At 56.6% G+C, this 25,764-nt stretch carries 19 protein-coding genes and 3 tRNA genes; 8 read left to right on the forward strand and 14 right to left on the reverse strand.

Annotated elements, in window-relative coordinates:
* Positions 1–74: 74 nt before the first annotated feature.
* Genes amiB through nnr form a run of 3 tightly spaced genes read right to left on the reverse strand, consistent with a single transcriptional unit; the run spans position 75 to position 3,744 of the window.
* Positions 75–1,751 carry an N-acetylmuramoyl-L-alanine amidase AmiB gene (gene amiB, locus N5923_RS13365; protein ID WP_267142940.1) on the reverse strand — a complete coding sequence of 559 codons (1,677 nt, stop codon included), beginning with the start codon at positions 1,749–1,751 and terminating at the stop codon, positions 75–77.
* Positions 1,748–2,224 (reverse strand): tRNA (adenosine(37)-N6)-threonylcarbamoyltransferase complex ATPase subunit type 1 TsaE, encoded by a 477-nt coding sequence (gene tsaE / locus N5923_RS13370; RefSeq protein ID WP_267142939.1) that lies wholly within the window; start codon positions 2,222–2,224, stop codon positions 1,748–1,750. The genes amiB and tsaE overlap by 4 nt, the downstream gene beginning before the upstream one ends.
* On the reverse strand, positions 2,221–3,744 hold the full coding sequence (gene nnr, locus N5923_RS13375) for a bifunctional ADP-dependent NAD(P)H-hydrate dehydratase/NAD(P)H-hydrate epimerase (protein ID WP_267142938.1): 1,524 nt from the start codon (positions 3,742–3,744) through the stop codon (positions 2,221–2,223). Before nnr ends, tsaE begins: the two co-directional genes overlap by 4 nt.
* Here nnr and queG point away from each other — a divergent pair.
* On the forward strand, positions 3,743–4,882 hold the full coding sequence (gene queG, locus N5923_RS13380) for a tRNA epoxyqueuosine(34) reductase QueG (protein WP_267142937.1): 1,140 nt from the start codon (positions 3,743–3,745) through the stop codon (positions 4,880–4,882). The genes nnr and queG overlap by 2 nt on opposite strands.
* A gap of 310 nt (positions 4,883–5,192) precedes the next feature.
* Here the strand turns inward: queG and N5923_RS13385 are convergent.
* From N5923_RS13385 to N5923_RS13405, 5 genes are all read right to left on the reverse strand, one after another.
* Positions 5,193–5,268: transfer RNA gene (locus N5923_RS13385), tRNA-Gly, on the reverse strand.
* Positions 5,269–5,310: 42 nt separating this feature from the next.
* Positions 5,311–5,386: transfer RNA gene (locus tag N5923_RS13390), tRNA-Gly, on the reverse strand.
* A gap of 243 nt (positions 5,387–5,629) precedes the next feature.
* On the reverse strand, positions 5,630–6,841 hold the full coding sequence (locus tag N5923_RS13395) for an aminotransferase class I/II-fold pyridoxal phosphate-dependent enzyme (RefSeq protein WP_267142936.1): 1,212 nt from the start codon (positions 6,839–6,841) through the stop codon (positions 5,630–5,632).
* 196 nt (positions 6,842–7,037) lie between these two features.
* The gene (locus tag N5923_RS13400; RefSeq protein ID WP_267142935.1) at positions 7,038–8,342 is read right to left on the reverse strand and encodes an LLM class flavin-dependent oxidoreductase; all 1,305 of its coding nucleotides are present in this window, start codon (positions 8,340–8,342) and stop codon (positions 7,038–7,040) included.
* A 16-nt stretch (positions 8,343–8,358) separates the two neighbouring features.
* The gene (locus N5923_RS13405; protein ID WP_267142934.1) at positions 8,359–9,432 is read right to left on the reverse strand and encodes an iron-containing alcohol dehydrogenase family protein; all 1,074 of its coding nucleotides are present in this window, start codon (positions 9,430–9,432) and stop codon (positions 8,359–8,361) included.
* A gap of 356 nt (positions 9,433–9,788) precedes the next feature.
* Here N5923_RS13405 and purB point away from each other — a divergent pair, with 356 nt between their 5' ends.
* Genes purB through N5923_RS13425 form a run of 4 tightly spaced genes read left to right on the forward strand, consistent with a single transcriptional unit; the run spans position 9,789 to position 14,194 of the window.
* Complete coding sequence (gene purB, locus N5923_RS13410) at positions 9,789–11,171, forward strand: adenylosuccinate lyase (protein ID WP_267142933.1); 1,383 nt, start codon at positions 9,789–9,791, stop codon at positions 11,169–11,171.
* On the forward strand, positions 11,168–11,722 hold the full coding sequence (locus N5923_RS13415; RefSeq protein WP_267142932.1) for a GNAT family N-acetyltransferase: 555 nt from the start codon (positions 11,168–11,170) through the stop codon (positions 11,720–11,722). The genes purB and N5923_RS13415 overlap by 4 nt, the downstream gene beginning before the upstream one ends.
* Before the next feature lies 1 nt (position 11,723).
* The gene (locus N5923_RS13420) at positions 11,724–12,875 is read left to right on the forward strand and encodes an amidohydrolase (RefSeq protein ID WP_267142931.1); all 1,152 of its coding nucleotides are present in this window, start codon (positions 11,724–11,726) and stop codon (positions 12,873–12,875) included.
* A complete protein-coding gene (locus tag N5923_RS13425) occupies positions 12,872–14,194 on the forward strand; it encodes an MmgE/PrpD family protein (protein WP_267142930.1) in 1,323 nt (440 codons plus the stop codon). Before N5923_RS13420 ends, N5923_RS13425 begins: the two co-directional genes overlap by 4 nt.
* On the opposite strand, the gene N5923_RS13430 is transcribed toward N5923_RS13425, so the two are convergent.
* The 6 genes from N5923_RS13430 to orn all read right to left on the reverse strand — a co-directional run bounded on the left by N5923_RS13430 (position 14,195) and on the right by orn (position 20,244).
* A complete protein-coding gene (locus N5923_RS13430) occupies positions 14,195–16,486 on the reverse strand; it encodes a molybdopterin-dependent oxidoreductase (protein WP_267142929.1) in 2,292 nt (763 codons plus the stop codon).
* Between the two features lie 32 nt (positions 16,487–16,518).
* Positions 16,519–17,280 (reverse strand): amino acid ABC transporter ATP-binding protein, encoded by a 762-nt coding sequence (locus N5923_RS13435; protein ID WP_267142928.1) that lies wholly within the window; start codon positions 17,278–17,280, stop codon positions 16,519–16,521.
* Positions 17,273–18,202: an amino acid ABC transporter permease gene (locus N5923_RS13440; protein WP_267143039.1), complete on the reverse strand. Its 930-nt coding sequence runs from the start codon at positions 18,200–18,202 to the stop codon at positions 17,273–17,275. The genes N5923_RS13435 and N5923_RS13440 overlap by 8 nt, the downstream gene beginning before the upstream one ends.
* Positions 18,202–19,095: an ABC transporter substrate-binding protein gene (locus N5923_RS13445; protein ID WP_267142927.1), complete on the reverse strand. Its 894-nt coding sequence runs from the start codon at positions 19,093–19,095 to the stop codon at positions 18,202–18,204. The genes N5923_RS13440 and N5923_RS13445 overlap by 1 nt, the downstream gene beginning before the upstream one ends.
* 341 nt (positions 19,096–19,436) lie before the next feature.
* Positions 19,437–19,512, reverse strand: a tRNA-Gly gene (locus tag N5923_RS13450).
* A 186-nt stretch (positions 19,513–19,698) separates the two neighbouring features.
* Positions 19,699–20,244, reverse strand: coding sequence for an oligoribonuclease (orn, locus tag N5923_RS13455; RefSeq protein WP_267142926.1), 546 nt, complete (start codon positions 20,242–20,244; stop codon positions 19,699–19,701).
* Positions 20,245–20,347: 103 nt separating this feature from the next.
* On the opposite strand from orn, the gene rsgA reads away from it, so the two are divergent.
* The 3 genes from rsgA (at position 20,348) to mscM (ending at position 25,742) form a co-directional block, all read left to right on the forward strand.
* On the forward strand, positions 20,348–21,394 hold the full coding sequence (rsgA, locus tag N5923_RS13460; protein ID WP_267142925.1) for a small ribosomal subunit biogenesis GTPase RsgA: 1,047 nt from the start codon (positions 20,348–20,350) through the stop codon (positions 21,392–21,394).
* A gap of 109 nt (positions 21,395–21,503) precedes the next feature.
* On the forward strand, positions 21,504–22,403 hold the full coding sequence (asd, locus tag N5923_RS13465; protein WP_267142924.1) for an archaetidylserine decarboxylase: 900 nt from the start codon (positions 21,504–21,506) through the stop codon (positions 22,401–22,403).
* Between the two features lie 9 nt (positions 22,404–22,412).
* Positions 22,413–25,742, forward strand: a complete 3,330-nt coding sequence (gene mscM / locus N5923_RS13470) for a miniconductance mechanosensitive channel MscM (protein ID WP_267143038.1) — start codon at positions 22,413–22,415, stop codon at positions 25,740–25,742.
* Positions 25,743–25,764: the final 22 nt, after the last annotated feature.

Below are 25,764 nucleotides of genomic sequence, written 5' to 3' on the forward strand. Positions count from 1 at the left end.
CTCGCCTCCCATCCAACAACAATGCAGTACGCCACGGGCGGCGAGAACGCCGCCCCTACAGTGAATCAGAGCGTTTATGAAGCCGGTATCGTCAGCGTCTGCCCCAGCATCACATTGGCGCTCTTCATATTATTCGCCTGCATAATGGCTTTCGAACTGACGCCATAATGGGCGGCAATTGCCGTCAGTGAGTCACCGCGCACCACTTTATGCTTTTTCGGTTTACTGCTGGCAGCGGCAGTACTGGCGCTACCTGCCGGCACTTTCAAACGCTGGCCGACCCAGACGCCATCTTTTTTCAGATTATTCAGCGAACGCATGGTCGCCATACTGACGCCATAGCGCGCAGCAATACCGGACAGCGTTTCACCGCGCTGCACCACATGGCGCGTGGTAGCGCCGCTGTATATGGTGCCCGCTGGCGCACTGTTTGCCTCGACATTAACCGCCGCTGCTGACTGCAACGGTCGGTTTTCCTCCTTTGGGAACGACTGTAGCGGGTGTGACAGGAAGTAGTTACGCAGTCCTTTATAAATCGACTGGGCAATCTTCTCCTGATACGCGCTACTGCCAAGCAGTCGCTCCTCCGAAGGGTTACTGATAAAGCCGGTTTCCACCAGCAGAGACGGAATATCTGGCGAACGCAGCACGCCAAGGCTGGCATGCTCAGGACGGCGTTTATGCAGTGAACCGACACTTTGTAACTGAGCAATCACTTTTACCGCCACGTCATAACCGACGCGCTGCGAATGACCAAACTGCAGATCCAGCACCGCCTGACTCAGGTAGGGGTCAGCCTGGCTGTTAGCCAGCAGGTCACCGGCACCGCCCAGCAGCTCTGACTGCTTCTCATGCTGCTCCAGCCAGTTAGCCATCTCACTGTTGGCGCGACGGTTCGACAGCACCCAGACCGATGCGCCGGAGGCGCTGCGGTTTGGCGCGGCGTCAGCGTGAATCGACACCAGCACATTGGCATTCTGCTTACGCGCCACGTCCGAGCGGCCCATTACCGAAATAAAGTAGTCGCCATCGCGTGTTAACACCCCTTTAAACATCGGGTCGTCATTCAGCAGCGCTTTTAGCTTACGCGCAATGGCGATAGTGACATTCTTCTCTTTCAGGCCGTTAGCGCCAATCGCACCCGGATCCTGCCCGCCGTGTCCGGCATCGATCGCCACCACCACAGTATCGTTAGCGCTGGCGCGACGGCCCGGCGCCGCGCGCGTATTGCCGCTGGTCACCGCTGTGACTTTATTGCCATCAAACGGATTACTGACCGGTTCCGCCGGGGCGGTCGAGGTCACCGGATTGCGCGTTGCACTACTCACCTCCGCCGCACGCGAACTGCTGCGTTTCGCGGTTTGCGTGCCATTGATGGTGAACACCACATTGTAATGACTGCCGTTGCGTTGCGTTATCGCGCGGGTACGCGCCGGCTGGGTCAGTTCAAACACCAGACGAATGCTTTTATTGTCTTTTGGCGTACTGGAACGGATGCGCTTCACGATATTGTCGCCGCTAAAATTCAGCGGGATCCCCTGAATCACACCGCTTTGACGAATATCCAGCACCACCCGGTCGGGTTTGCTGAGCGGGAAGAAACCATATACCGGCTGCCCGTTAAAACTCAGTGTCACCGTCGCCTGGCTGTCACCATTGGAGACCTGAATATCAGACAGATTTGCTGCAAATGAAGAAAATGAAAACAGACAACATGCCAGAATAAACGCTACTTTAACGCGAAACATCATGAGCGGTCCTTGTTCGCGGTGAACTGCTGCAACATACGCACGCCTGCAGGAGAAACGGCGGTGATTTCCGCCAGGCGCGCCTGCGCCTGATAGTGTAAATGCAGGGCTAAATCAGGTGGCGGCAATACGCCTTCCCCCTGCTGCGGCCACTCCACCAGACAAAGGGTATCTTCAGCGAAATAGTCACGAATGCCCATAAACTCCAGCTCTTCAGGATCGGCCAGCCGATAGAGATCAAAATGGTAAACCGTACGCGTGGGTAGCGTATAGGGTTCCACCAGCGTGTAGGTCGGGCTTTTCACATTGCCCTGATGACCCAGCGCCTGTAAAAATCCGCGACTAAAGGTGGTTTTACCGGCACCTAAATCGCCATAAAGATGGATGACCGCCGCGCTGTCGCAGACGCGGGCCAGTTGGGCCCCCAGTTCAAGGGTGGCTGCCTCATCGGGCAATGCGATAACACTGGTATTCATGCTTTAGTATTCGAGATCTCAGGATTGACAAACAGGTACAGCTCGGAAATCAGATCGGTCGCTAACATCCCGCGCGTACCATAATGTGCGGCTCTGGCGTCGGCGGCGGCGCCATGGACTACACAACCGGCACAGGCAGCATCATACAACGCGAGCTTTTGGCCCAATAGCGCGCCGATAATACCGGAAAGCACATCGCCCATACCACCACTGCCCATACCGGCATTGCCGACATCGGCAAAGGCGATTTCGCCCTGCTGACTGGCAATAATGGTGCCGGAACCTTTCAGTACCACCACACCACCATAGCGTTTTACCAGGCGTTGCGCCGCATGTAAGCGGTCACTCTCAATTTCAGCTGTTTTGACGTTAAGCAACCGGGCTGCTTCGCCCGGATGCGGCGTAATGACCCGATTCTGACGCTTCTCCGGGCTGATTGCCAGCAGGTTAAGCGCATCTGCGTCCCAAAGCATCGGTTTCCGGCTGTTTTCGACCTTTTTCAGTGCCTTCTTAGCCCATTCCCCCTGCCCCAGACCGGGACCGATAACGATCACATCGGCCCATTCCAGCCCGTCATCAAGGCTTTGTGAGGTTAAATCCTGCACCATCAGTTCCGGCACCGCCGTCAGCAGCGGAGCGATATTCTCTTTGTGAGTGAGTACTCGCACTAAACCTGCACCGGTGCGTAGCGCCGCTTCACCGGCCATGCGGATGGCGCCAGCGGTGCCGTGGTCGCCACCAATAATCAATAAGCGGCCATTATCGCCTTTGTGGGACGTGGCGCGTCGGGGTTTCAGCCAGTGCGATAACCACTGCGCATCGTAACGCGCCATCGGCGCCTGCTGCGCGCTAAGCCAGCTTTCCAGCCCCAGCGCGTGATAGTGCAATTCACCGACATAGTCGCGCGCTTTGCCGGTTAGCAGGCCGGGCTTCAGCGCAATAAATGTCAGCGTCTCCGCCGCCGTAATCACCTCACCACTGGCAACGCCATTGCTGGCCTGCAAACCGGAAGGGATATCAACGGCAAACACCGGCGCCTGATGCTGATTAGCTTTCTTAATCAGCGCATCGTAAGGCACTTCAGGCGCACGGTTTATCCCGGTGCCCAGTAGCGCATCAACAATCACCTCAACCCGCTCTGGCCAGAGAGCATCAGCGGCGTGGATCACCCCGCCCGCCGCCAGCCAGGCATCGCGCGCGGCCTGCGCCTCTTCCGGCAGCGCTTTACTGCCTTCACAGGCCAGCAGCGTCACCTCAAACCCTGCCGCCTGCGCCAGTCGCGCGACGATATAACCATCACCGCCGTTATTGCCGTGGCCGCATAAAATCAGCCAGTGCTGCGCCGCAGGCCAGCGACGGCGAATATGTTCAAAGGCTGCGCCACCGGCGCGCTGCATCAGCTCGAACAGCGTAATGCCAAGGGTATCGGCGGCGCTGATCTCCAGTTGGCTCAGCGCCTGCGCAGGCCAGACAGAGTGTGGTAAACTGCGCTGGTTTTCTTTTTGGTTATGGTCAGTCATGTCGCATCCTCTCGATCTCCATCAGCTTGCTCAAGATATAAAACAGTGGGGACTCTCGCTCGGTTTTCAGCAGGTCGGTATTTGTGATACCGATTTAACCGCGGAAGAGCCGCGCCTGCAGGCATGGCTGGACAAACAGTACCACGGCGAAATGGACTGGATGGCGCGCCACGGTATGATGCGCGCCCGTCCGCATGAACTGCTGCCCGGCACGCTGCGCGTGATTAGCGTGCGGATGAACTATCTGCCTGCCAAAGCGGCGTTTGCCAGTACGCTAAAAAATCCGCGTATGGGATATGTTAGTCGTTATGCGCTGGGCCGTGATTATCACAAAGTATTGCGCAATCGCCTGAAAAAGCTTGGCGATATGATCCGCGAACGCTGCGGCGACACGCAATATCGGCCGTTTGTCGACTCTGCCCCGATACTGGAACGTCCGCTGGCCGCCAAAGCCGGTTTAGGCTGGACCGGCAAACACTCTTTGATACTTAATCGTGAAGCAGGTTCCTGGTTTTTTCTTGGCGAGCTGTTAATTGATATTCCACTACCGGTGGATCAGCCGCAGGAAGAGAACTGTGGCCGCTGCGTTGCCTGCATCACTACCTGCCCGACCGGCGCGATTGTCGAACCCTATGTGGTCGATGCGCGACGCTGTATCTCGTATCTGACGATTGAGCTGGAAGGCGCGATCCCGGAAGAATTTCGCCCGCTGATTGGCAACCGCATCTATGGCTGTGATGATTGCCAGCTGATTTGTCCATGGAACCGCTATGGCCAGCTGACGGATGAAGATGACTTCAGCCCACGCGCAATATTGCATGCCCCGCCGCTAACCGAGCTTTTTGCCTGGGATGAAACGAAATTTTTACGTATTACCGAAGGATCGGCAATACGCCGCATCGGCCATCTGCGCTGGTTGCGCAATGTAGCGGTAGCGCTGGGTAATGCGCCCTGGGATAATGAAATCATCACCCTGCTTGAATCGCGACTGGGTGAAAACGCGATGCTGGATGAACATATCCACTGGGCTATCAGTCAGCAGCAGAACAAACGTGCCGAGCACAGGATTGAAGTACAACGCCCACAGCAAAAACGACTGGTTCGCGCCATTGAGAAGGGATTACCGCGTGATGCATAAACAGACAAATAGTTGCGCTGCGGACAGAAAAACGTTTTCCACACGCTGTGAATAAAAATAAAAAAGCGTTGTCATTCAACTGTCACAGGCTCAATAAGTGATCCAGTTAACAAATTGACATAAAAATTTTTCTTTTAAATTCAGCAGAGTAATAAGTATATGTAAGAAAATGCTGATAAGTTCAATCGCGAAGAAAAACAGTACAGCTGTGGATAACTCTGTTTAAAAGTTTTTGACAATCTGGAAACATACGGATGCGCAGGTGGGTTATCGCTGTGGATAATTCATCTGGAAAAGGTAGGAAGAAAACTGGAGCGGGAAACGAGACTCGAACTCGCGACCCCGACCTTGGCAAGGTCGTGCTCTACCAACTGAGCTATTCCCGCTTAGGAACTACTGGTGTGCTGTAACACAGCAAAATCATATTTTGGAGCGGGAAACGAGACTCGAACTCGCGACCCCGACCTTGGCAAGGTCGTGCTCTACCAACTGAGCTATTCCCGCTTTGGAACTGGTTGCTGTAAACAGCAAAAATCATTTTTTTTTACAACCTGAGACCCAAACTCGATCTCTAACCTCTTGATTAAAAAAGGTTTTTAACCATTCCCCTATCAGGAATGGACGCTATTATGGCCTTGTTCGAAAATGATGGCAAGTCCTTTGTTCACAAAGGCAGTGCGAACGCCTAAAAGTTCGACACAGCATGCGAACACCGCCCGCAACCAGAATGGCTGAAGGGCGGCAGAATCATAGAGTTACGCGTAATTCGGCGCAGGCAGCGGCGATTCGCTTCCCGGCCTCAACCACGCTGGTTTCGTCGGCTGCCGTCGACAAACGGAAATAGGGAGAGAGGCCATAAGCGCTGCCAGCCACCCCCGACACCCCGTTTTCAAGGAAATAGTCGAGCACATCCGCTTCAGTTTCCAGTCGTGTGCCGTCCGGCTTAATGCGCCCAATCAATCCTGCGCAGCGGCAGAACAGGAAAAAGGCGCCATCCGGCGACTGCAACTCAACGCCGTCGATATCCTGCAAGATAGCCACTAACCGATCACGGCGTTGCTGATAAGCGCTAATCTGCGGCGTCAGAAATGCCAGTCCGCCACTATACGCCGCCAGTGCCGCAGCCTGACTGACTGAACTGGCGCCAGAACTGATTTGCGACTGCACCACCACCATCGCCTTAATCAGCGGCTGTGGTCCGGCGCCAAAGCCGATACGCCAGCCGGTCATCGCATAGGTTTTCGATACTCCACCCACCAATAACGTACGTGAGCTAAGATCGTCAGCGGCATTTAACAGGCCGCAGTGCTGCTGACCGTCAAACAAAATCTGCTCATACAGTTCATCCAGCAGCAGCCACACCTGCGGATGCTGACGCAGCACCTCCGCCAGCGCCTGTAACTCAGCGCGAGAATAGAGCGCGCCACTTGGGTTGCCCGGATTATTCAGCACCAGCCAGCGCGTCTGCGGTGTAATCGCCGCCGCCAGCTGCTGCGGTTGCAGCTTATAACCCTGTTCCAGATGGCATGGCACAATCACCGGCGTACCGCCATTAAAGCGCACGCTGTCGGGGAACGTTGGCCAGTACGGCGCCGGGATAATCACCTCATCCCCCTGATTCAGCGTCGCGGCAAACGCATTGAAAATCACCTGTTTAGCGCCATTGGCCACCATAATCTGCTCGATGCCAAAGGTCAGCTGATTCTCCTGCTGTAACTTCTGCTGAATAGCTTCACGCAGCGCGCGTACACCGGGAATCGGCGTATATTTGGTCTCACCGCGTGCAATGGCCGCCTGCGCCGCCAGCTTAATATGTTCTGGCGTGTCGAAATCCGGCTCACCAATGGTGAGATCAATAATATCGACGCCCGCTTGCTGAAGGCTGCGGGTGCGCTCCCGCGCCGCCGCATTGGCGGACAGCGAGACGCGTTGCACTCGTTGTGATAATACCAGGGTCACAGGTTACTCCTCCATACTGCAAATCATCGGCACGGGCGGCAAGAACGCCATCATCTCATTTCGTAGGAATCATCGGCACGGGCGGCGAGAACGCCGTCATCTCATTTCGTGGGAATCATCGGCACGGGCGGCGAGAACGCCGCCCCTACATTTTAAGGGGGGGGGTATTCTCGCCGCTCGTCAATAAAACCCGGAATTAACTGAGCGGCAGGCCAAGGTTTTCCCGCAGCGTGCTGTACTGGTACTCCTCACGGAACAGACCACGACGTCTTAACTCCGGGATCACCAGCTCGACAAACAGCGACAGCTGCTCCGGCATAATCGCTGGCATGATATTAAAGCCATCGGCGCCGCCCTGCTCCAGCCAGTGCTGGAAATCATCGGCGATCTCTTCGGCAGTGCCGACCAGCACCCGGTGACCTCGGGATCCGGCGGCGATTGCCGCCAGTTCACGCAGCGTCAGATTTTCGCGCTCGGCTAAATCGGTCAGCAGTTTCACCCGGCTCTGTCCCCCTTCAATATTCGGCGCTTCCGGCACCGGGCCATCCAGCGGGAACTGACTTAAATCCATGCCAAAGCGAGTGGAGAGCTGTTTGATACCGTTATCGATATCCACCAGCTGATTAAGTTCACGCCAGGTCGCCCAGGCTTCTTCACGGTTGCGACCGACAATCGGCATTACGCCCGGCAGGATCAGCACATGATCGGGATTGCGCCCGGCATCCACCACCAGCTGTTTCTGCGAACGGTAAAAAGTCTGTGCTTCTTCCAGCGTGGCGGCAGCGGTAAACACTACTTCGGCAGTGGCCGCCGCCAGTTTCTGTCCATCGGCTGAGGATCCCGCCTCAATAATCACCGGACGGCCCTGCGGCGAGCGGGTAATATTCAGCGGTCCCTGCACCTGGAAATGCTTGCCCTGGTGGTTGATCGGCTGGATCTTCTCATTGACAAAATATTGCCCGCTCTCTTTGTCCGGCTGCACCGCGCCTTCCTGCCAGCCCTGCCACAGCTTAAAGGTGACCTCAAGAAATTCATGGGCAGTGGCATAACGCTCCGCATGGCTCGGCATATCGTCACGGCTAAAATTGCGCGCCACATCGGTGGAAAACGAGGTCACCACATTCCAGGCTGCACGCCCGTGACTGATATGATCCAGCGAGGAGAAAATACGCGCCAGATTAAACGGGTCGCTAAAGGTGGTTGAGGCGGTAGCCGCCAGCCCGATATGTCTGGTCTGCACCGCTAGTGCAGATAACAGCGTCAGCGGCTCCAGACGCGCCATGGTTGACGGCAGACGATAGACGCTGGTCGCCAGCGCATCGCCGACAAAAAACATATCAAAGGTGCCTTCTTCGGCTTTGCGCGCAATCCACGTCAGCCATTCAATATCGGTCGGCGAGCCGAGTTGCTGCGTCATACGCCAGCCGCTGACATGGTGCCCAAGCGGCTGCACAAAGAGTCCAAGGCGCAGCTGGCGGCGGCTTGTTGAGGTATCAGACATATTCGATCCTTAAAAATCAAAAAGCGCGATCGGTTGCCAGCAGCGCCTGTTCAATGGCGCTGGCGGCAAGGGAGAAAGGTAAACGGGCAGCATTGGCGGCAGAGAATTTTACTTCCTGCGCAATGGTCGCCAGGATGGCGGCGCGATCGCCCTGCAAAGGTGACAACGTCAGCGGCGCATCATACTGACGCAGCAACGCCAGCAGTTTTTCATCGGGCTGACCGTTCTGGCTCTCCAGCAGCGACTGCACCAGCAGACAGAATCCCACTTTTTCGCCATGCAGCCAGTCATGCAGTTCCGGCTGGTGTGTGAGACGGTTATGAATCGCATGGGCCACGCCAGGCGTCGGGGTTTCATCGCGCATACTGTTGGCCAGCCCGGCCAGCGCGATATTGGCGTCAATCACCTTGATCAGCGCCGGTGTCACTGTATGCCGCTGATTATCTCGTACCGCTTCAGCGCCATATTGCTCAAACACCTCGACCGCCATCCGCGCCGCCTGAACTTTCAGCTTCAGCGACAGGCTGTCAGGATCTTGCTGCTGATAAGGGACAAATTCGTACCACTTGGCCAGTGCGTCAACAATGCCGGCCTTGAGAAAACGCACATCGGTCTGCGCAATCACTTCCGGGTCGACCAGCACCATCGCAGGCATCCGTGCTAAAGGTACGCTGCGCTCCTGCCCGCCTTGCGGGTTATAGATGATGCTGACCGGCGACCAGGCGGCGCAGGTCGCGGCCACCGTCGGCAGGGTCACCAGTTCCATCTGAGCAAAACGGTTAGCCACCGCTTTGGCGCAATCCACTACCCGGCCACCGCCAATCCCCAGCACCAGGGTCGCGCCATACTGCTCTGTGCGTGCCTGATGATGATCAACCGCTGTATCGCTGCACTCGCCAGCGAGGAAATCGATCTGATAATCAATGTTGTGTTGGCGCAGGCTGGCTTCCAGCTGCGGGTTAACCGCCAGCCAGGCTTGAGGGCTGGTGATAATAGCGATGCGGGTCGCCAGTGGCGCGATATATTCACCCACCCGGGCAACCAGACCGGCCTGTTGGTAATAACTGTGCGGTGATTTTATGGCAAGCACGATAATAACCTGTTTATTTATTCATAAAATAACGGGCGCAAAAATCCCGTTCCCGGCAGAGAGAAAGAATATGACCTAATTAAAGAGGGACAATCAGGGTGCAGACAGTCTGGGAAATAGTTCTTTTTCATCATGCTACGAGAAATTAAAAAATAAGCAATAACAGACTGGTTATTTGCTTTCCATAAATTCGCAAAAGCATAGATGAAATTCAGCTATAGCCAGTAAAACACTTGCGCGCTGTGCTGGATCAAAGAAATGATAGGGGCAACTAAGGCTAATTTCAGGTAGCGGAAACGGTATTAACTTACGTCTTCCCACACCTTTTAATTAACCCTTAAAATAATGAGATATAAATGGCCTCACATCCAATCGATTATCTTTTAATTGGCAATAATTTTGGCACAGCGGAAATGCGGAATATCTGGTCAGAGCATAACCGACTGACGCAACAGGTCAGGGTGGAAGTCGCGCTGGCGACGGCCGAAGGTGAGCTGGGCATTATTCCACAACAGGCGGCCGACGCGATTGCCAGCCGGGCGGATGCCAGCCTGCTGGATATTGACGCCATTGCCAGTGCCGCGGCGCAGATGAAGCATTCACTGATGCCGACGCTAAAGGCGCTACAGCAGCAGTGCGGCGAGGCCGGCGAATATATTCATTACGGCGTCACCACCCAGGACATTGTCGACACCGCCACGGTGTTACAGCTGAAGCAGGCGCTGGCGATCATTGTGCGCGACTGTGCGGCGCTGAGTGAAATCCTGATCCAGCTGGCGAAAAAGCACCAGTACACCCTGATGGCCGGTCGCACTCACGGTATGCAGGCGCAGCCGACCACCTTTGGTTTTAAGGTCGCGGTGTGGCTGGATGAATTTATCCGTCATCTTGATCGTCTGCAACAGATTGCCCCCCGTCTGCTGACCGGTAATCTCAGTGGCGCGATTTGCACCCATGCCGCGCTGGGCGAGGCAGGTCCGCAGGTTGAACGTCTGGCGCTGCAACAGCTGGGATTAAACACCCCGAATATTGGCTGGCAGGCGGCACGCGATCGCTTCTCCGAATTTGCCTCCGTCGCGGTGCTGATTAGCGGTACGCTGGGCAAAATCGGTAACGAACTCTATAACCTGATGCGCACAGAAATCAGCGAGATCGAAGAGCCGTTCAGCATCGGTAAAATTGGCTCCACCACCATGCCGCATAAACGCAATCCGGCGGCGCTGGAAGGATTAGCCAGCTTAACCGCGCCGCTGCTGAGCAGCGCCAGTCTGATTTATCACTCGATGCATGTTGAACACGAACGCGATGCGATGAGCTGGCGTGCAGAGTGGCTGGCGCTGCCGGAGATCTGCATCTATCTCTCCGCCCAGTTGCAGAGCGCGCGCACTGTGTTGCCGGATATCACCGTCAATAAGCCGCGCATGCTGGCCAATCTGCAAATGCAGGAGGGTCTGTTGTTATCGGAAAAAGTGATGTTTGAAATCGGCAAAAAACTCGGCAAACAGAGCGCGCATCATCTGATTTATCAGTGCGCCATGCAGGCCTGGGAGCAGCAGCGCGCTTTCCAGGCGGTGTTGCTGGAACAGCCGCTGATCGCCGCCAGCGTCACCGGGGCCGAGCTGGAGCGCTGGCTCGATCCGGCCAATTACATCGGCAGCGCGCCGCAAAAAGTCGATGAGGTGATTAACGTTGCCCGTCAGTCCGGTCATTTATCGCCGCAAGAGGAATTTACCCCATGACAGCACACTACCGTGCGCTTACCACTGCCGACCATGATGACTATCTGGCGCTGATGCTGGCGGCTTATGCCCCGGTTAAAGCGCTGGGAATTCATTTTGATGCTGCGACGGCGGATCTGGCGAAAGTCACGCGCCATCTGCAGCAGCATGGGGTGTACGCCCTGTTTATCGATCAGCAGATGGTCGCTTCGGTAACCATTCGTTATCCCTGGGGACCGCTGCCCGGGCCTTTTGGCCTGCCGCACATCGGCTGGTTTGGCGCCCATCCGGCGTTTAACGGCCAGGGTTACGGCAACCAGCTGCTTAACTGGCTGGAACAGGAGGTGCTGCGTGGCGAACTGAAAGCGCCTGCGGTGTCGCTGGGCACCGCCACCAGCCATCCGTGGCTACGCGCAATGTATCTGAAGCGCGGTTTTCAGCCGATGCATGAAACCGATCTCGGCAAAGGACATATCACACTGTATATGAAGAAAGTGCTGGATGAAGCCAGTCATGCCGAGTGGCTGGCGCATCAGCCACTACGTGAAACGCGCACATTAACAGGAGCTTAAAATGTTAGCTATCCCCTCCCGACATCAGGATCTGGCGCGCTTTATTCAGGATTTCCGCCATGAAATGCATCGCTATCCTGAGCTCTCCAACGAGGAGTTTGCTACCACCGCGCGGATTAAAGCAGTGCTGGAAAGTCACCATATCCGCGTGCTCGATCTGCCGTTAGCCACCGGTCTGGTGGCGGAAATCGGCGGCCAGCAGGCAGGCCCGCTGGTGGTGCTGCGCGCCGATATCGATGCGTTACCGATCGAAGAAAAATCAGGTGTGGAGTACGTTTCACAACACCCTGGCGTGATGCATGCCTGCGGACATGATTTCCATACTTCAGCGGCGCTCGGCGCGGCGATTATGCTGAAAGCGCAGGAAGAGAGCCTGCCCGGCACGGTGCGTATTCTGTTCCAGGCGGCGGAAGAGACCGGCCATGGCGCGCCTGCACTGCTGGCGACCGGTGCGCTGGATAATGCGCGGGTGATCTTTGGCATTCATAACGATCCCACCCTGCCGGTTGGCGTACTCGGCAGCAAAGCCGGGGCATTGACCGCCGGGGTCGATCGCTTTGATATCACCGTCGCAGGCACCGGCAGCCATGCAGCACGTCCGCATGAAGGCAACGATCCGATAGTGATTGCCGGACAGCTGATTGCCGCGCTGCAAACCCTGATCGCGCGTAATGTGCAGTCCAGTGAGAATGCAGTGGTGTCGATTACGCAGATCCACAGCGGCAGCACCTGGAATGTGATCCCGGATCGCGCCTGGCTGGAAGGCACGGTGCGCAGTTTTGACCAGCAGACCCGCGAGCTGATCGAGCGCCGTTTCCGCGAGGTGGTACAGGGTATCGGCACTGCTTTCGCCAGTGATATCACGCTTAACTGGCAGCCGGGTCCGCCATCGGTGGTTAATGATGCCGATTGGGTGGATTTTGCCTTACAGCAGGCGGCGGCGGTTGGTTTTGAGGCGCGGCGCGTAGAAGCCAGTCCGATTGGCGAAGACTTTGCGTTCTATCAGCAGCAGATCCCCGGAGCTTTTGTGATGGTTGGCTCCGGCGGCCCGTTTGCCCTGCACCACCCTGAATTCCGCGTTGACGATCGCGCCCTGTTTCCCACCGCCAGCTATCTGGTGCAACTGGCGGTTAAGGCACTGGTGAAAGCATGAGTTTAGCGCAGCAGCTCGCCACGCTGATTGTCAGCACTCGCCCTGCAGAAGAGGCGCGCGCCAGAGCGCGTAGCGGCCTGCTGGATTTTATTGCCGTCACCCTGCCGGTTGTCAGCGGTGAGATTGCCGATTCCGGGCTGCGCAGCTTGCGCCAGGTTTATCGCCATCACGACAGCCAGACCCAGGCGCTGTTGCTGGGTTATGCCGGACATGCGCTGGACTTTGATGATTTTCATGCCGACTTTCGTGGTCATCCGGGCACGGTCATTCTGCCCGCCCTGCTGGCGCTGGCAGCGCAGCAGGCGGCAATCAGCGGCGACGATTTTCTCGATGCTTATGTGACGGGTGTCGAAGTGGCTGGTCGTCTGGGGCTGGCGGCCGGGCCGCAGCACTACATTCTCGGCTTCCACAATACCGCCACCCTTGGTGTGATCGCGGCGGCGGCGGCCAGCGCGCGTCTGCTGGATGCCAGCACGGAGCAAACCGCGGTGATCCTTGGTCTGGCGGCAACGCAGGCCAGCGGTCTGCGGGCACAATTTGGCAGCGCAGTGAAACCGCTGCACGCCGGGCTTGCCGCTCAGGCGGCGGTCAGCGCCACTCTGCTGACGCTGGCCGGTTTTGATGGTCAGCCGCAACAGGTGCTGGAGAGTTTTCTGCACGCATATTGCGCCGGGCAACAGCAGCCGCAAAAACTGACCGCCAGCTGGGGCGAGCCGTGGCGTATCGTCGCGCCAGGACTGGAGTTTAAACCTTATCCCACCTGCTCCGGTACCCACAGCGCCGCCGATGCGGCGCGTCAGCTGCGTACGGCATGGCTGCAACAGGGCAACAGTATCGCAGCGCTGGCAGCGGCGATTCAGCGCATTGACATCGCCTTTCCACCGGGCGGTGATATAGCCGCGTTTATCCGCCATCCGCAGAACGGGGTCGAAGCGCGCTTCAGTCTGGAGTATGTGGTGGCTATCGCCCTGTTGCGCGACAACCTGCGGGTCGGAGATTTTGCCGAAGGGCCGCTGGACGCGGAGATTGCCGCGCTGGCAGAGAAGGTGGTGCGCTGCCCGGATAAGAGTGCGCCGCCGGATGAGTTAAATCCCGGCCAGCGCTTTCATCAGGTGACGTTGTGGTTAAGCAGTGGCGAACGTCTGCAACAGCGCGTCACGCGTCAGCAAAGCCTCGCTATTCCGCTCGATCTGACCAACAAGCTGCGCAGCTGCCTGCCGAATCGCAGCGAAAGCCAGCTACAACAGATAGTGACGCGCAGCCAGCTGCACGCGGCAGACGATCTGCCCGCGCTCTGTGCATGGCTGACGGTAAAGTAATCAGCGTTTTCCTGCCAGCGGTGGCAGGAAAGCCTGCACCTCCGGGGGGTCGCCGCTAAACGGCAGCACATCGACCACCGTAATCTGCCCGCTACAGCCCTGGCTTAATGACGACGTGCCGATATCCAGCGTCAGCACATTCGGGTTGCCATGACGGCACATCGGTCGCGCCGCCAGCGGATCAACCGGATCATACCAGGCGCCGGTCGGCAACTGCACTACGCCGGGCATAATCGCCTCACTGATCTCAACACACGCCAGCGCAATACCCCGGGTATTCACAATCTGCACCACATCGTTATCGCTGATGCCGCGGCTGCGCGCATCATGCGGATGCATACGGCACACTTCGCGGCCACGCCGTTTCATATCGACGCTGTGCTGACCAAAATCGAGCTGACTGTGCAGACGCGACGCAGGCTGATTGGCAATCAGATACAGCGGATGCCGGGCATCTGGCTGTTCCAGCGGCGTCAGCCACTGGCCGTGACCGGGACAATCCGCATCAGCAAAAGCGGCGATAGTGGCCGAGAAAATCTCAATTTTGCCGCTCGGTGTCGGCAAAGGATGTTGCAGCGGATCGGCGCGAAACGCTTTCAGCATGCGGCCGCCATCCTTGATTTGTGGCAACGCCAGCACGCCCTGCTGCCAGAACTGCTCAAAATCAGGAATCACCACCTCCTGCGCCGCCAGCCGTTGCTGCAACTGCTGATAGTGGTAAATCAGCCACTGGCGCGCCGTGCGCCCTTCGGTAAACGCCGCTTCACGCCCTAAGCGCCGCGCCAGTTCGGCAAAAATGCTGTAGTCATCTTTCGCCTGCGCATGCGGCTGCGCCACCTGCTGCATCGCCACCAGATGACGATCGGTCGGTGCGCCGCCAATATCCTCACGCTCCAGCGTCATGGTGCAGGGCAGCACCAGATCGGCGTGGCGGGCGGTGGCAGTCCAGGCGACTTCATGGACGATTAAGGTATCCAGCTTACTGAACGCCTGGCGTAAACGCGCCAGATCCTGATGGTGATGGAACGGATTGCCACCGGCCCACCAGGCCAGTTTAATCGTCGGATAAGTCAGATCGCGGCCGTTATAGCGGAATGACTCACCGGGATGCAGCAGCATATCGGCGATGCGCGCCACCGGGATTAAACGGTCAATGCCATTCCTGCCCTGCGGCAGAGCGGGAAACGACACCAGGTTATGGTGCTTGCCATAATGACCAAGCGCGCCCAGCGCATAGGCAAAACCACCGCCTGGCAACCCCGGCTGGCCTAGCGCCGCCGCCAGCACCAGTCCTAACCATACCGGCTGTTCGCCATGCTGCGCACGCTGTAAGGCGTGAGCGACGCTGACCAGCACCCGTCGCCCCTGCAACTGTGCCGCCAGCGCCGTGATACGTTGCGCAGTGATACCACAGATCGCCGCTGCCCAGTCTGCATCACGCACCTGCCCGTCGGCTTCACCACTGATATAGGCTGACAGCGTTTCCCAGCCGACGCAGTAACGATCCAGAAACGCCCGATCGTGCCAGCCATTTTCCACCAGCGTATGCAATAGCGCCAGCATCAGCGCCGCATCGGTGCCCGGACGAATCGCGATCCACTCGCCCTGCGCTTCCTGCGGCAGATCGCTGCGCAGCGGACTGACCGAAAGAAACTGCGTGCCGCGCGTGGCGGCGGCGTGGATAAAGCCGCGTTCGGTATGTTCACTCAGGCCGCCGCTGGCAACCTGGGAGTTTTTCAGCGCCAGACCGCCAAACGACAGCAGCACTTCAGTATGTTGTGAAATCTCTTCCCAGCTGACGCCACGGCGCGCCACTTCATTCATATCGCCGACAATATGCGGCAGGATCACCGAGGCAGCGCCGGAACTATAGCTGTTGACCGAACGGACATAGCCGCCGATCACGGTATTCAGAAAGCGATGCACCTGACTTTGGGCATGATGAAAACGTCCGGCGCTCGACCAGCCGTAAGAGCCGCCAAACACCGCTTCGGGGCCAGATTCGCTGCTGACACGCCGCAACTCGTCAGCTGCCAGCTGATACGCCTGCTCCCAGCTGATGGCGATATAGTCATCGGACCCACGCCGTTCATCGGCGCCCGGGCCATCTTCCAGCCAGCCGCGACGCACCATTGGCTGCGTAACGCGTACCGGATGATTCAGCACATTTTCAAAGTTTTTTAACAGCGGACTGGGATCGGGATCGCCGGCGAAAGGGGTCACCGTCAGGCGATTATCAAGCAAGCGGGCGCTAAACGCGCCCCAGTGTGAACTGTGGGATCGGTCAGTCATAGAGGCGGTCCGGCAGAGGGGTACAGACGGCGTTATAACACCGTCGACAGAAAGTGGCGGAAACGAACGTTTTGCGTGTCATCCAGCACCGTTTTACCCGGGCCGGACGCCACAATTTTGCCCTCTTCCATAAAAATAATGTTGTCGGCTACTTCGCGGGCAAAGCCCACTTCATGGGTCACCACCACCATGGTAATGCCAGAGTGCGCCAGTTTTTTGATTACCTGCAACACTTCGCCCACCAGTTCAGGATCGAGGGCGGAGGTCGGTTCATCAAACAACATCACTTCAGGATCCATCGCCAGCGCGCGCGCAATCGCCACACGCTGTTGCTGGCCGCCGGAGAGTTGCTGCGGCCAGTCATCTTCGCGCGCCGCCAGGCCCACCTGCTGCAACAGCGAACGGGCTTTGGCCGTCGCCTGCTGGCGGCTCTGCTTTTTCACCCGCTGCGGTGCATCGGTAATATTTTGCAGCACCGTGCGATGCGGAAACAGATTGAACTGCTGAAACACCATACCGGTACGGCTGCGCTGTTCAGCAATCTGGCGGCTGCTCAGTTCATACAGCAACTGACCGACCTGTTTATAACCCACCAGCTCGCCACCAATACGAATCGTGCCGCCATCCAGTTTTTCCAGATGGTTAATACAACGCAGCAGCGTCGATTTGCCGGAACCGGAAGGCCCGAGGATCACCGTCACCGAACCGGCGGGAATATCGAGATCGATGCCATCCAGCACCGTATTACCGGAGAAACGCTTGGTGACTTTACGTAACTGAATCGCCTCACCCATTGCTGGTTCTCCCTGATTCAATGCTATATGCCGGCGCACTGCTTTTCGCGCTTTCACGCTTTACTTTGCGTTGTGTGCTGCTGCGACTGAAATGGCGCTCAACATAATATTGACCAATCGACAGCAGCGAGGTCATCACCAGATACCATAGCGTGGCGACCAGTAATAACGGGATCACTTCATAGGTGCGCTGATAAATAATCTGCGCGGAGAACAATACGTCCTGCAGCGAAATCACCGATACTACTGCGGTAGTTTTCAGCTGACCGATAACTTCATTACCGGCGGGCGGTAATATCGCGCGCATCGCCTGTGGCAATACGGTATGGCGGAAAATCTGCGCCGGGCGATAACCTAACGCACGGGCGGCTTCAAGTTGTCCGGTGCCAACACTCTGAATACCGGCGCGGACAATCTCGGCGGCATAGGCAGACTGATGCATGACCAGCGCAATCACCGCCGCGCTAAACGGACTGATTAAGGAATTGGCCGATGCGCTCCAGACCTCGCCGACAAAAGGCAGGGTGAGGGAAATATTGGGATAGAGCGCTGCGATATTGTACCAGAGGAACAGTTGCACCAGCATTGGCACGCCCCGGAAAAACCAGGTATAAGCCCAGCTGACGGCCACCAGCACCGGATTGGCGGAGAGACGCATCAGCGCCAGCACCGTACCGCCAGCAAAACCGAGCACCACCGAAATCGCCGTCAGCTTCAGGGTCATCAGCACCCCCTGCAAAATCGACTCTTCGGTAAAGCTGGCGGCAATCACCGACCATTCAAAGCGGGGGTTGTTCATCATCGAGTGAGCGATGGCTAACAGCACCAGCGCGACTATCAGGGCGCTGATCCAGCGCCCGATATACTTCTTACCGACTATCCGTAGCTCTTCAGTATGCTGCTCTGGTTGCCCGGCACTCATCATAGAATCTCTTCGTTACGCTTCGCTTCTTTCACCGCACCAAAACCAATTGACCACTTTTCGAGGATCTTCTGATAAGTGCCATCTTTGATCAGCGAGTTCAGTGAAGCCTGCACCGCTTCTTCCAGCGGAGACGCTTTCGGGAAAGCAATAGAGACCGGCGCGTCATTGACATGGATCTCACCGCTCATGGTCAGCGGTTTAACCTGCTGCACCTGCCAGGTCAGGCCCTCATACGGACCAAAGAACAACGGCACGCGTCCACTGACTACCGCCTGCACACCTGATGGACGATCCGGGAATACGGCGATTTTAATCGGCTGTTTGCCTGCTGCCTGACACGCTTTGCTGGCATCATCCAGGCGAGTCAGCTGAGTGGTGCCCGCGCCGGCGCCAATCTCTTTGCCACAGACCTCAAGGAAGGAGGTAAAGGGCGCGATATTCGCGTCTTTACGTGAAATCACGCCAAGACGTGAAGCGTCGTAATAGCTGACGAAATCGACCTGGTCCATACGTTTTTTGGTGGCATTAATATTGGATAGCGCTACATCGTAGCGGCCAGATTTCAGGCCAGGAATAATATTGTCGAAACCACCGGTATCCTGCCAGTGCACCGCAACGCCTAAACGGGCAGCGACGGCACTCATAATATCAATTTCGCGTCCGGCGAGAGTTTTATTATCTTCCTGATAAAAAGTTGTGGGTGGCGTATTAGGATTGGTTCCGGCCAGAATATATCCGCGCTTGAGAATATCCTCAGGCAGCTTACTCTTCAGCTGATTATCTGCAGTAACGTTAAAGGTGGTGTGCGCCGGAACATTCTGTTCTGCCGCCCATGCCGAAGATAAACTTCCCGCCATCAATAGCGGCAGCATTAATGTGGATAACTTCATAAGGGGAGCCTTTTCCTGATATAGCCAAAAAAATCACGTTCGCCGTGATAAACACAACGAAAAAAACATCGAATTGCATAAGCTGTTTTAATCGAATTAATTGCGGTAGATCAGTCAGGAACTACCTGGAAATTCATTCTGACGGCATATCCCATTTTCTGGCAAATGATTAAATCAGATAAGTAAACCCGAATATTGGATATAAGAAAGGGAAATAACCGGACAGGCGCAAGTGGTTTTTTTATTGATGGCAATTAAGGTTAATGCAGAACGCAAAAAAGGACCCGAAGGTCCTTTTTTTACTGTGCTTACAGCGGCAGACACCACGATAAGACTTAATCTGGAGCGGGAAACGAGACTCGAACTCGCGACCCCGACCTTGGCAAGGTCGTGCTCTACCAACTGAGCTATTCCCGCTAAGCGTAGCCGATAAAATTCTTCATCGGTACGGGGTGCGCATTATACGAGGATTCTGTAAGTGCGCAATAGCTAAATAGAAAAATTTTAACTATTGGTGGAAATCATCGGCACGGGCGGCGAGAACGCCGCCCCTACAAGCGCCCGCCGTCATTCGTAGGGGCGGCGTTCTCGCCGCCCGCAGTCTCAGAGCTGAATAAAATGCTCGCGGTAATAAGACAACTCGGCCACCGATTCACGAATATCATCCATCGCCTGATGCGTGCCCTGCTTTTTAAAGCCCGGCAGAATCTCCGGCTTCCAGCGGCGCGCCAGCTCTTTCAGGGTGCTGACATCGAGGTAGCGGTAATGGAAGTAAGCTTCCAGCTCGGGCATATATTTAAACAGAAAACGACGATCCTGGCCGATGCTGTTGCCACAGATCGGCGAGGTATTCGCCGGGCACCACTGCTGCAGAAACGCGATAGTCGCCAGCTCCGCGGCGTGATCGTCAAACTGGCTCTGTTTTACGCGCGCCACCAGACCGCTGCCGGTATGGGTTCGCACATTCCAGTCATCCATTAAGGCCAGCTGCTCATCACTCTGATGCACGGCAATCACCGGACCTTCCGCCAGCACATTCAGGTTGGCGTCGGTGACCAGGGTGGCGATTTCAATAATGCGATCGCGCTCCGGATCGAGGCCGGTCATTTCAAGGTCGATCCAAATCAGGTTGTTTTCGTTTCCGCTCATGGTTGATCCCGCAGTTGCCAAAGTCGTCATAATCACGAATAAGGGTGTATCATAGACGTTTTGCCCGCTATGGGCGAACAAGCCGTCAGTCCTGAGAGGAAGAGTGAGCAAAAATAAACTGTCCAAAGGTCAGCAACGTCGCGTCAGCGCCAACCACGATCGCCGCCTGAAACAACGTGAAGGCAAGCCAGAACCAGACGACAGTATGTTTGGTGAAGCGCGTGACGGGGTGGTGATCAGCCGTTTTGGCATGCACGCCGATGTCGAAGATGCTGACGGGTCGGTGCATCGCTGCAACATTCGTCGCACCCTCCGTTCACTGGTCACTGGCGACCGCGTCGTCTGGCGCCCCGGTCAGGGCACCATGGTTAAAGGTATTGTCGAAGCGGTGCATGAACGCACCTCTGTGCTGACACGCCCGGACTTTTATGACGGCGTGAAGCCGATTGCCGCCAATATCGATCAGATCGTGATTGTTTCCGCCATTCTGCCTGAGCTGTCGCTGAATATTATCGACCGCTATCTGGTGGCCAGCGAAACGCTGGAAGTGCAGCCGCTGCTGGTGCTGAATAAAACCGATCTGCTGGACAAGCAAGGCCGCGCCTTTGTTGATGAGCAGATGGAGATTTATCGTAATATTGGTTACAACGTGCTGATGGTCTCCAGCCATGAAAAACAGGGTCTGGAAGAGCTGGAAGCGGCGCTGACCGATCGCATCAGTATCTTTGCCGGTCAGTCCGGCGTCGGTAAATCAAGCCTGCTGAACGCGCTACTTGGCCTCGACCTCGGTCGCGATGAGATCCTGACAAATGAAATTTCTGATGCCTCGGGCCTTGGTCAGCACACCACCACCGCTGCGCGTCTTTATCACTTCCCGACCGGCGGCGATGTTATCGACTCCCCCGGCGTGCGCGAATTTGGTCTCTGGCATCTGGAGCCGGAACAAATCACCCGTGGATTTGTCGAATTCCGTGAGTTTTTAGGTGATTGCAAATTCCGCGACTGCAAGCACGATACCGATCCAGGCTGCGCCATCCGTGCGGCAGTAGAGAACGGCACGATCAATGAGTCCCGCTTCTATAATTACCATCGTATTCTGGAAAGCATGGCGGAAATGAAGACGCGTAAGAACTTTGCCAGTGATGACTGATGTTGACGTTATCAGGCAGTAATCTCTGCTACATAGCCACAAGGATGGGGCACTGCTACAATTCGCCCCCTTTTTCTCTCAACGTCGTGAATTAAGCCAGGAGGCTAACGTGTTGGATCGTATTAAACTCGGCCTGAACTATCTGTTGCCAAAAAAATGGCTGACTGAACTCGCCGGATGGGGCGCCAGCAAGCGCGCCGGCTGGCTGACCAAAGCGGTAATTGACAGCTTTGTCTGGTATTACAAAGTCGATATGTCTGAAGCGCAGAAGCCAGACACCGCGACCTACCGTACTTTCAATGACTTCTTCGTGCGCCCGCTGCGTGATGACGCCCGCCCGCTCGATACCGACCCTAATCTGCTGCTGCAGCCAGCCGATGGCGCGATCAGCCAGCTCGGTCATATCGACGGCGACAATATTTTCCAGGCGAAGGGACATCTGTACTCACTGGAAGCACTGCTGGCCGGTAACTATCAGATGGCCGATCAGTTCCGTGACGGCGAGTTTGTCACCACTTACCTCGCGCCGCGTGACTATCACCGTGTACATATGCCATGTAACGGCATCCTGCGTGAAATGATCTATGTGCCGGGCGATCTGTTCTCGGTTAACCCGCTGACCGCGCAGAACGTGCCAAACCTGTTTGCGCGTAATGAACGCGTCATCTGCTACTTCGATACTGAATTTGGCCCAATGGTGCAGATTCTGGTAGGCGCGACCATCGTCGGCAGCATCGAAACCGTCTGGTCCGGCACCGTGACGCCACCGCGTACTGGCGTGATTAAACGCTGGACCTGGCCGGGCGCCGATGAAGAAGGTGCGGTAGTGCTGTTAAAAGGACAGGAGATGGGCCGCTTTAAGTTAGGCTCAACAGTTATCAACCTGTTTGCCCCGGGTCGGGTGAAACTGGCGGAGAGCCTGGCGCCAGAATCAAAAACCCGTCTGGGTCAACCGCTGGCGATCTCATTGCAGAAAACCGATGCGGAAACCGTGTTACATCACTCATAGCAGATCAATATTGTGCGCCTGATTTTCTCAATTTTGCTGGGCTGCTGTTTAAGTTTGCCCGTTTATGCCGCCAGCCTGCCGGATGACGCCCAGGTTAAGCAGGAGCTTGACCAGGCCAAATCCGGCAAAAACACGCCGAATCAGGCGGAGCTGGTGCAAACGCTGGAAACTGCCCTTAACTGGCTCAACGAACGCAAAGCTTCGCTTGAACTGACTGAACAGTATCAGCAGGTGATCGACGACTTCCCAAAGTTGTCGCGTGAACTGCGTCAGCAAATCACCGCCCTGACCGACAGCACCCGACAGGTACGCGCCAGCATGACCGGCGCTGAACTGGATCAGGAGATCCTGCAGGTCAGCAGCCAGCTGCTGGAAGAGGGACGGCAGGCGCAGCAGGAGCAGGATCGCGCACGCGAAATCAGTGACTCACTGTCACAACTGCCCCAGCAACAAACCGAAGCACGGCGCGCGCTCAGTGAAATTGAGCGCCGCCTGCAGGGACAACCCAGTCCGGCAACACCGATGGCGCAGGCGCAGATTTACGCCCGCCAGGCGGAATCCGCCGCGCAAAAAGCGCGGGTGGATGAGCTGGAGCTGGCGCAGCTGTCGGCCAATAATCGTCAGGAACTGGCGCGTATGCGCGCCGAAGTCCATCAGAAACGCGCCGCCCAGCTGGATAACTATCTGCAGGCGTTGCGTAATCAGCTTAACAGCCAGCGCCAGCGCGAAGCTGAACTGGCGCTGGAACGCACCGAGCAACTGGCCGAAAATAGCGGCGACCTGCCGCCGGGCATTACCGAGCAGTTCCGCGTTAACCGCGAGCTTTCCGGCGCGCTGAACCAGCAGGCGCAACGGATGGATTTGATGGCCTCGCAGCAGCGCCAGGCCACCAATCAGACCATTCAGGTACGTCAGGCGCTAAGCACCATCCGCGAACAGTCACAGTGGCTCGGCGCGTCTAATCTGCTGGGTGAAGCGCTGCGCGCGCAGGTTTCACGGCTGCCCGAGATGCCAAAATCCCAGCAGCTGGACAGCGATATGGGTCAGCTGCGGGTGCAGCGTCTGCACTACGAAGATCTGCTTAACCGCCAGTCGCAACTTCGACAGCAGAAGCAGGAAAACGGCGCCGAACTGACCAGCGAGCAGAAGCGGATTCTGGAAGCGCAACTGCGTACCCAGCGTGAACTGCTGGGCTCGCTGATCTCGGGTTCTGACACTCTGATTCTCGAAGTCACCAAACTGAAAGTGGCCAACAGCCAGCTGGAAGACGCGCTGACGGAAATTAAAGAGGCCACCCACCGCTATCTGTTCTGGACCGCCGATGTCAGCCCGATCAACTTGAGTTTCCCGTTCGATCTGGCGCACGACCTGAATCGTCTGCTGTCACTGGATACCCTCGGCCAGCTCGGCGGGGCGTTTGTAATGATGTTTACCAGCCGTGAAACGGTGGTGCCAATATTTGCCGCCCTGCTGCTGGTCGGTATCAGTATCAGTTCACGGCGTCACTACCATGCGTTTCTTGAGCGGGCCACCAGCCGCGTCGGTAAAGTAACGCAGGATCAGTTCAGCCTGACCGTGCGCACCGTCTTCTGGTCGATTATCGCCGCTCTGCCGCTGCCGGTGCTATGGGCGGCGCTGGGTTATGGCTTACAGCACGCCTGGCCTTATCCGATCGCCGTGGCGATTGGTGATGGCGTTACCGCCACCCTGCCCGTGCTGTGGGCGTTTATGATCAGCGCCGCCTTTGCCCGCCCGCAGGGTCTGTTTGTGGTGCATTTCCGCTGGCCGCAACAGCGGGTGGCGCGCGCGATGCGTTACTACTCGCTGTCGATTGGCTTTATTGTGCCGCTGATTATGTTGCTGATAGCCTTCGATAATCTGGACGATCGCCAGTTCTCTGCCACGCTTGGTCGCCTGTGCTTTGTGCTGATTTGCGGTGCATTAAGCCTGGTGACCATCAGCCTGAAGCGCGCCGGACTGCCGCTGTATCTCGATAAAGAGGGCAACAGCGAAAATATCATCAATAAGATTCTGTGGAATCTGATGATCTGCATCCCGCTGTTCGCCGCACTGGCTTCCTGTGTTGGTTATCTGGCCACCGCGCAGGCGCTGCTGGCCAGGCTGGAAACCTCAGTGGCAATCTGGTTCCTGCTGCTGATTATCTACCATATTATCCGCCGCTGGATGCTGATTCAGCGCCGTCGCATCGCCTTTGACCGCGCCCGTCAGCGTCGTGCCGATATGCTGGCCCATCGCGCCCGTGGCGAAGAAGAGGCGCCGCCGCATAATGCCGATGGCGTCGAGATTGATGAGCCGGTGATTGATCTCGATGCGATTAGCGCCCAGTCGCTGCGGCTGGTGCGTTCGATTCTGACGCTTATCGCGCTGATTTCGGTGATTGTGTTGTGGTCGGAGATCCACTCCGCGTTTGGCTTCCTTGAGAATATTAAACTGTGGGATGCCAGCACCACGGTGCAGGGAGTGGAAAGCATTGAGCCAATCACCCTTGGCGCAGTGTTAATCGCCATTCTGGTGATTATTATCACCGCCCAGCTGGTGCGTAATATGCCCGCGTTACTGGAGCTGGCGCTGTTGCAGCATCTGAACTTAACGCCCGGCACCGGTTATGCGATTACCACCCTGACCAAATATCTGTTGCTGTTAATTGGCGGCATGTCGGTGTTCTCAATGATCGGCCTTGAGTGGTCGAAATTGCAGTGGCTGGTGGCCGCGCTCGGTTTTGGTTTAGGTTTTGGATTGCAGGAGATCTTCGCCAACTTTATCTCCGGCCTGATTATTCTGTTTGAGAAACCGATTCGTATCGGCGATACCGTTACCATTCGCGACTTAACCGGCAGCATTACCCGTATCAATACCCGCGCTACCACCATTACCGACTGGGACCGCAAAGAGATTATCGTGCCGAATAAGGCCTTTATCACCGAGCAGTTTGTTAACTGGTCGCTGTCTGACTCGGTAACGCGCGTGGTGCTGACCATTCCGGCGCCAGCTTCAGCAAACAGTGAAGAGGTAAGCAATATCCTGCTACAGGCCTCCGAGCGCTGTACTTACGTGCTGGATATGCCGCAGCCGGAAGTGTTCCTCGTTGATCTGCAACAGGGGATCCAGCTGTTTGAACTGCGTATTCACGCGGCGGAGATGGGTCACCGGATGCCATTGCGTCATGAGCTGCATCAGCTGATTCTGCACGGTTTCCGTGAGCATGGTATTGAGATGCCGTTCCCGCCTTTCCAGGTGCGTATGGAAACGCTGGGACGCAAAACACCGGCCAGTAATGGTTCTCCGGCGGCAAGGAACTTTAAGTCAGGGGGATTGTAACGGCAGAACTTCCCGCGCTGCT

Source organism: Winslowiella arboricola (assembly GCF_025527015.1).
In the GTDB taxonomy this organism is placed as follows: domain Bacteria; phylum Pseudomonadota; class Gammaproteobacteria; order Enterobacterales; family Enterobacteriaceae; genus Erwinia; species Erwinia arboricola.

Bases quoted from the DNA above. Each gene is read 5' to 3' on its own strand.
- amiB (WP_267142940.1), bottom strand. From the start codon at position 1,751: ATGATGTTTCGCGTTAAAGTAGCGTTTATTCTGGCATGTTGTCTGTTT.
- tsaE (WP_267142939.1), bottom strand. From the start codon at position 2,224: ATGAATACCAGTGTTATCGCATTGCCCGATGAGGCAGCCACCCTTGAA.
- queG (WP_267142937.1), top strand. From the start codon at position 3,743: ATGTCGCATCCTCTCGATCTCCATCAGCTTGCTCAAGATATAAAACAG.
- nnr (WP_267142938.1), bottom strand. From the start codon at position 3,744: ATGACTGACCATAACCAAAAAGAAAACCAGCGCAGTTTACCACACTCT.
- N5923_RS13400 (WP_267142935.1), bottom strand. From the start codon at position 8,342: ATGTCTGATACCTCAACAAGCCGCCGCCAGCTGCGCCTTGGACTCTTT.
- purB (WP_267142933.1), top strand. From the start codon at position 9,789: ATGGCCTCACATCCAATCGATTATCTTTTAATTGGCAATAATTTTGGC.
- N5923_RS13415 (WP_267142932.1), top strand. From the start codon at position 11,168: ATGACAGCACACTACCGTGCGCTTACCACTGCCGACCATGATGACTAT.
- N5923_RS13420 (WP_267142931.1), top strand. From the start codon at position 11,724: ATGTTAGCTATCCCCTCCCGACATCAGGATCTGGCGCGCTTTATTCAG.
- N5923_RS13425 (WP_267142930.1), top strand. From the start codon at position 12,872: ATGAGTTTAGCGCAGCAGCTCGCCACGCTGATTGTCAGCACTCGCCCT.
- N5923_RS13430 (WP_267142929.1), bottom strand. From the start codon at position 16,486: ATGACTGACCGATCCCACAGTTCACACTGGGGCGCGTTTAGCGCCCGC.
- N5923_RS13435 (WP_267142928.1), bottom strand. From the start codon at position 17,280: ATGGGTGAGGCGATTCAGTTACGTAAAGTCACCAAGCGTTTCTCCGGT.
- N5923_RS13440 (WP_267143039.1), bottom strand. From the start codon at position 18,202: ATGAGTGCCGGGCAACCAGAGCAGCATACTGAAGAGCTACGGATAGTC.
- N5923_RS13445 (WP_267142927.1), bottom strand. From the start codon at position 19,095: ATGAAGTTATCCACATTAATGCTGCCGCTATTGATGGCGGGAAGTTTA.
- orn (WP_267142926.1), bottom strand. From the start codon at position 20,244: ATGAGCGGAAACGAAAACAACCTGATTTGGATCGACCTTGAAATGACC.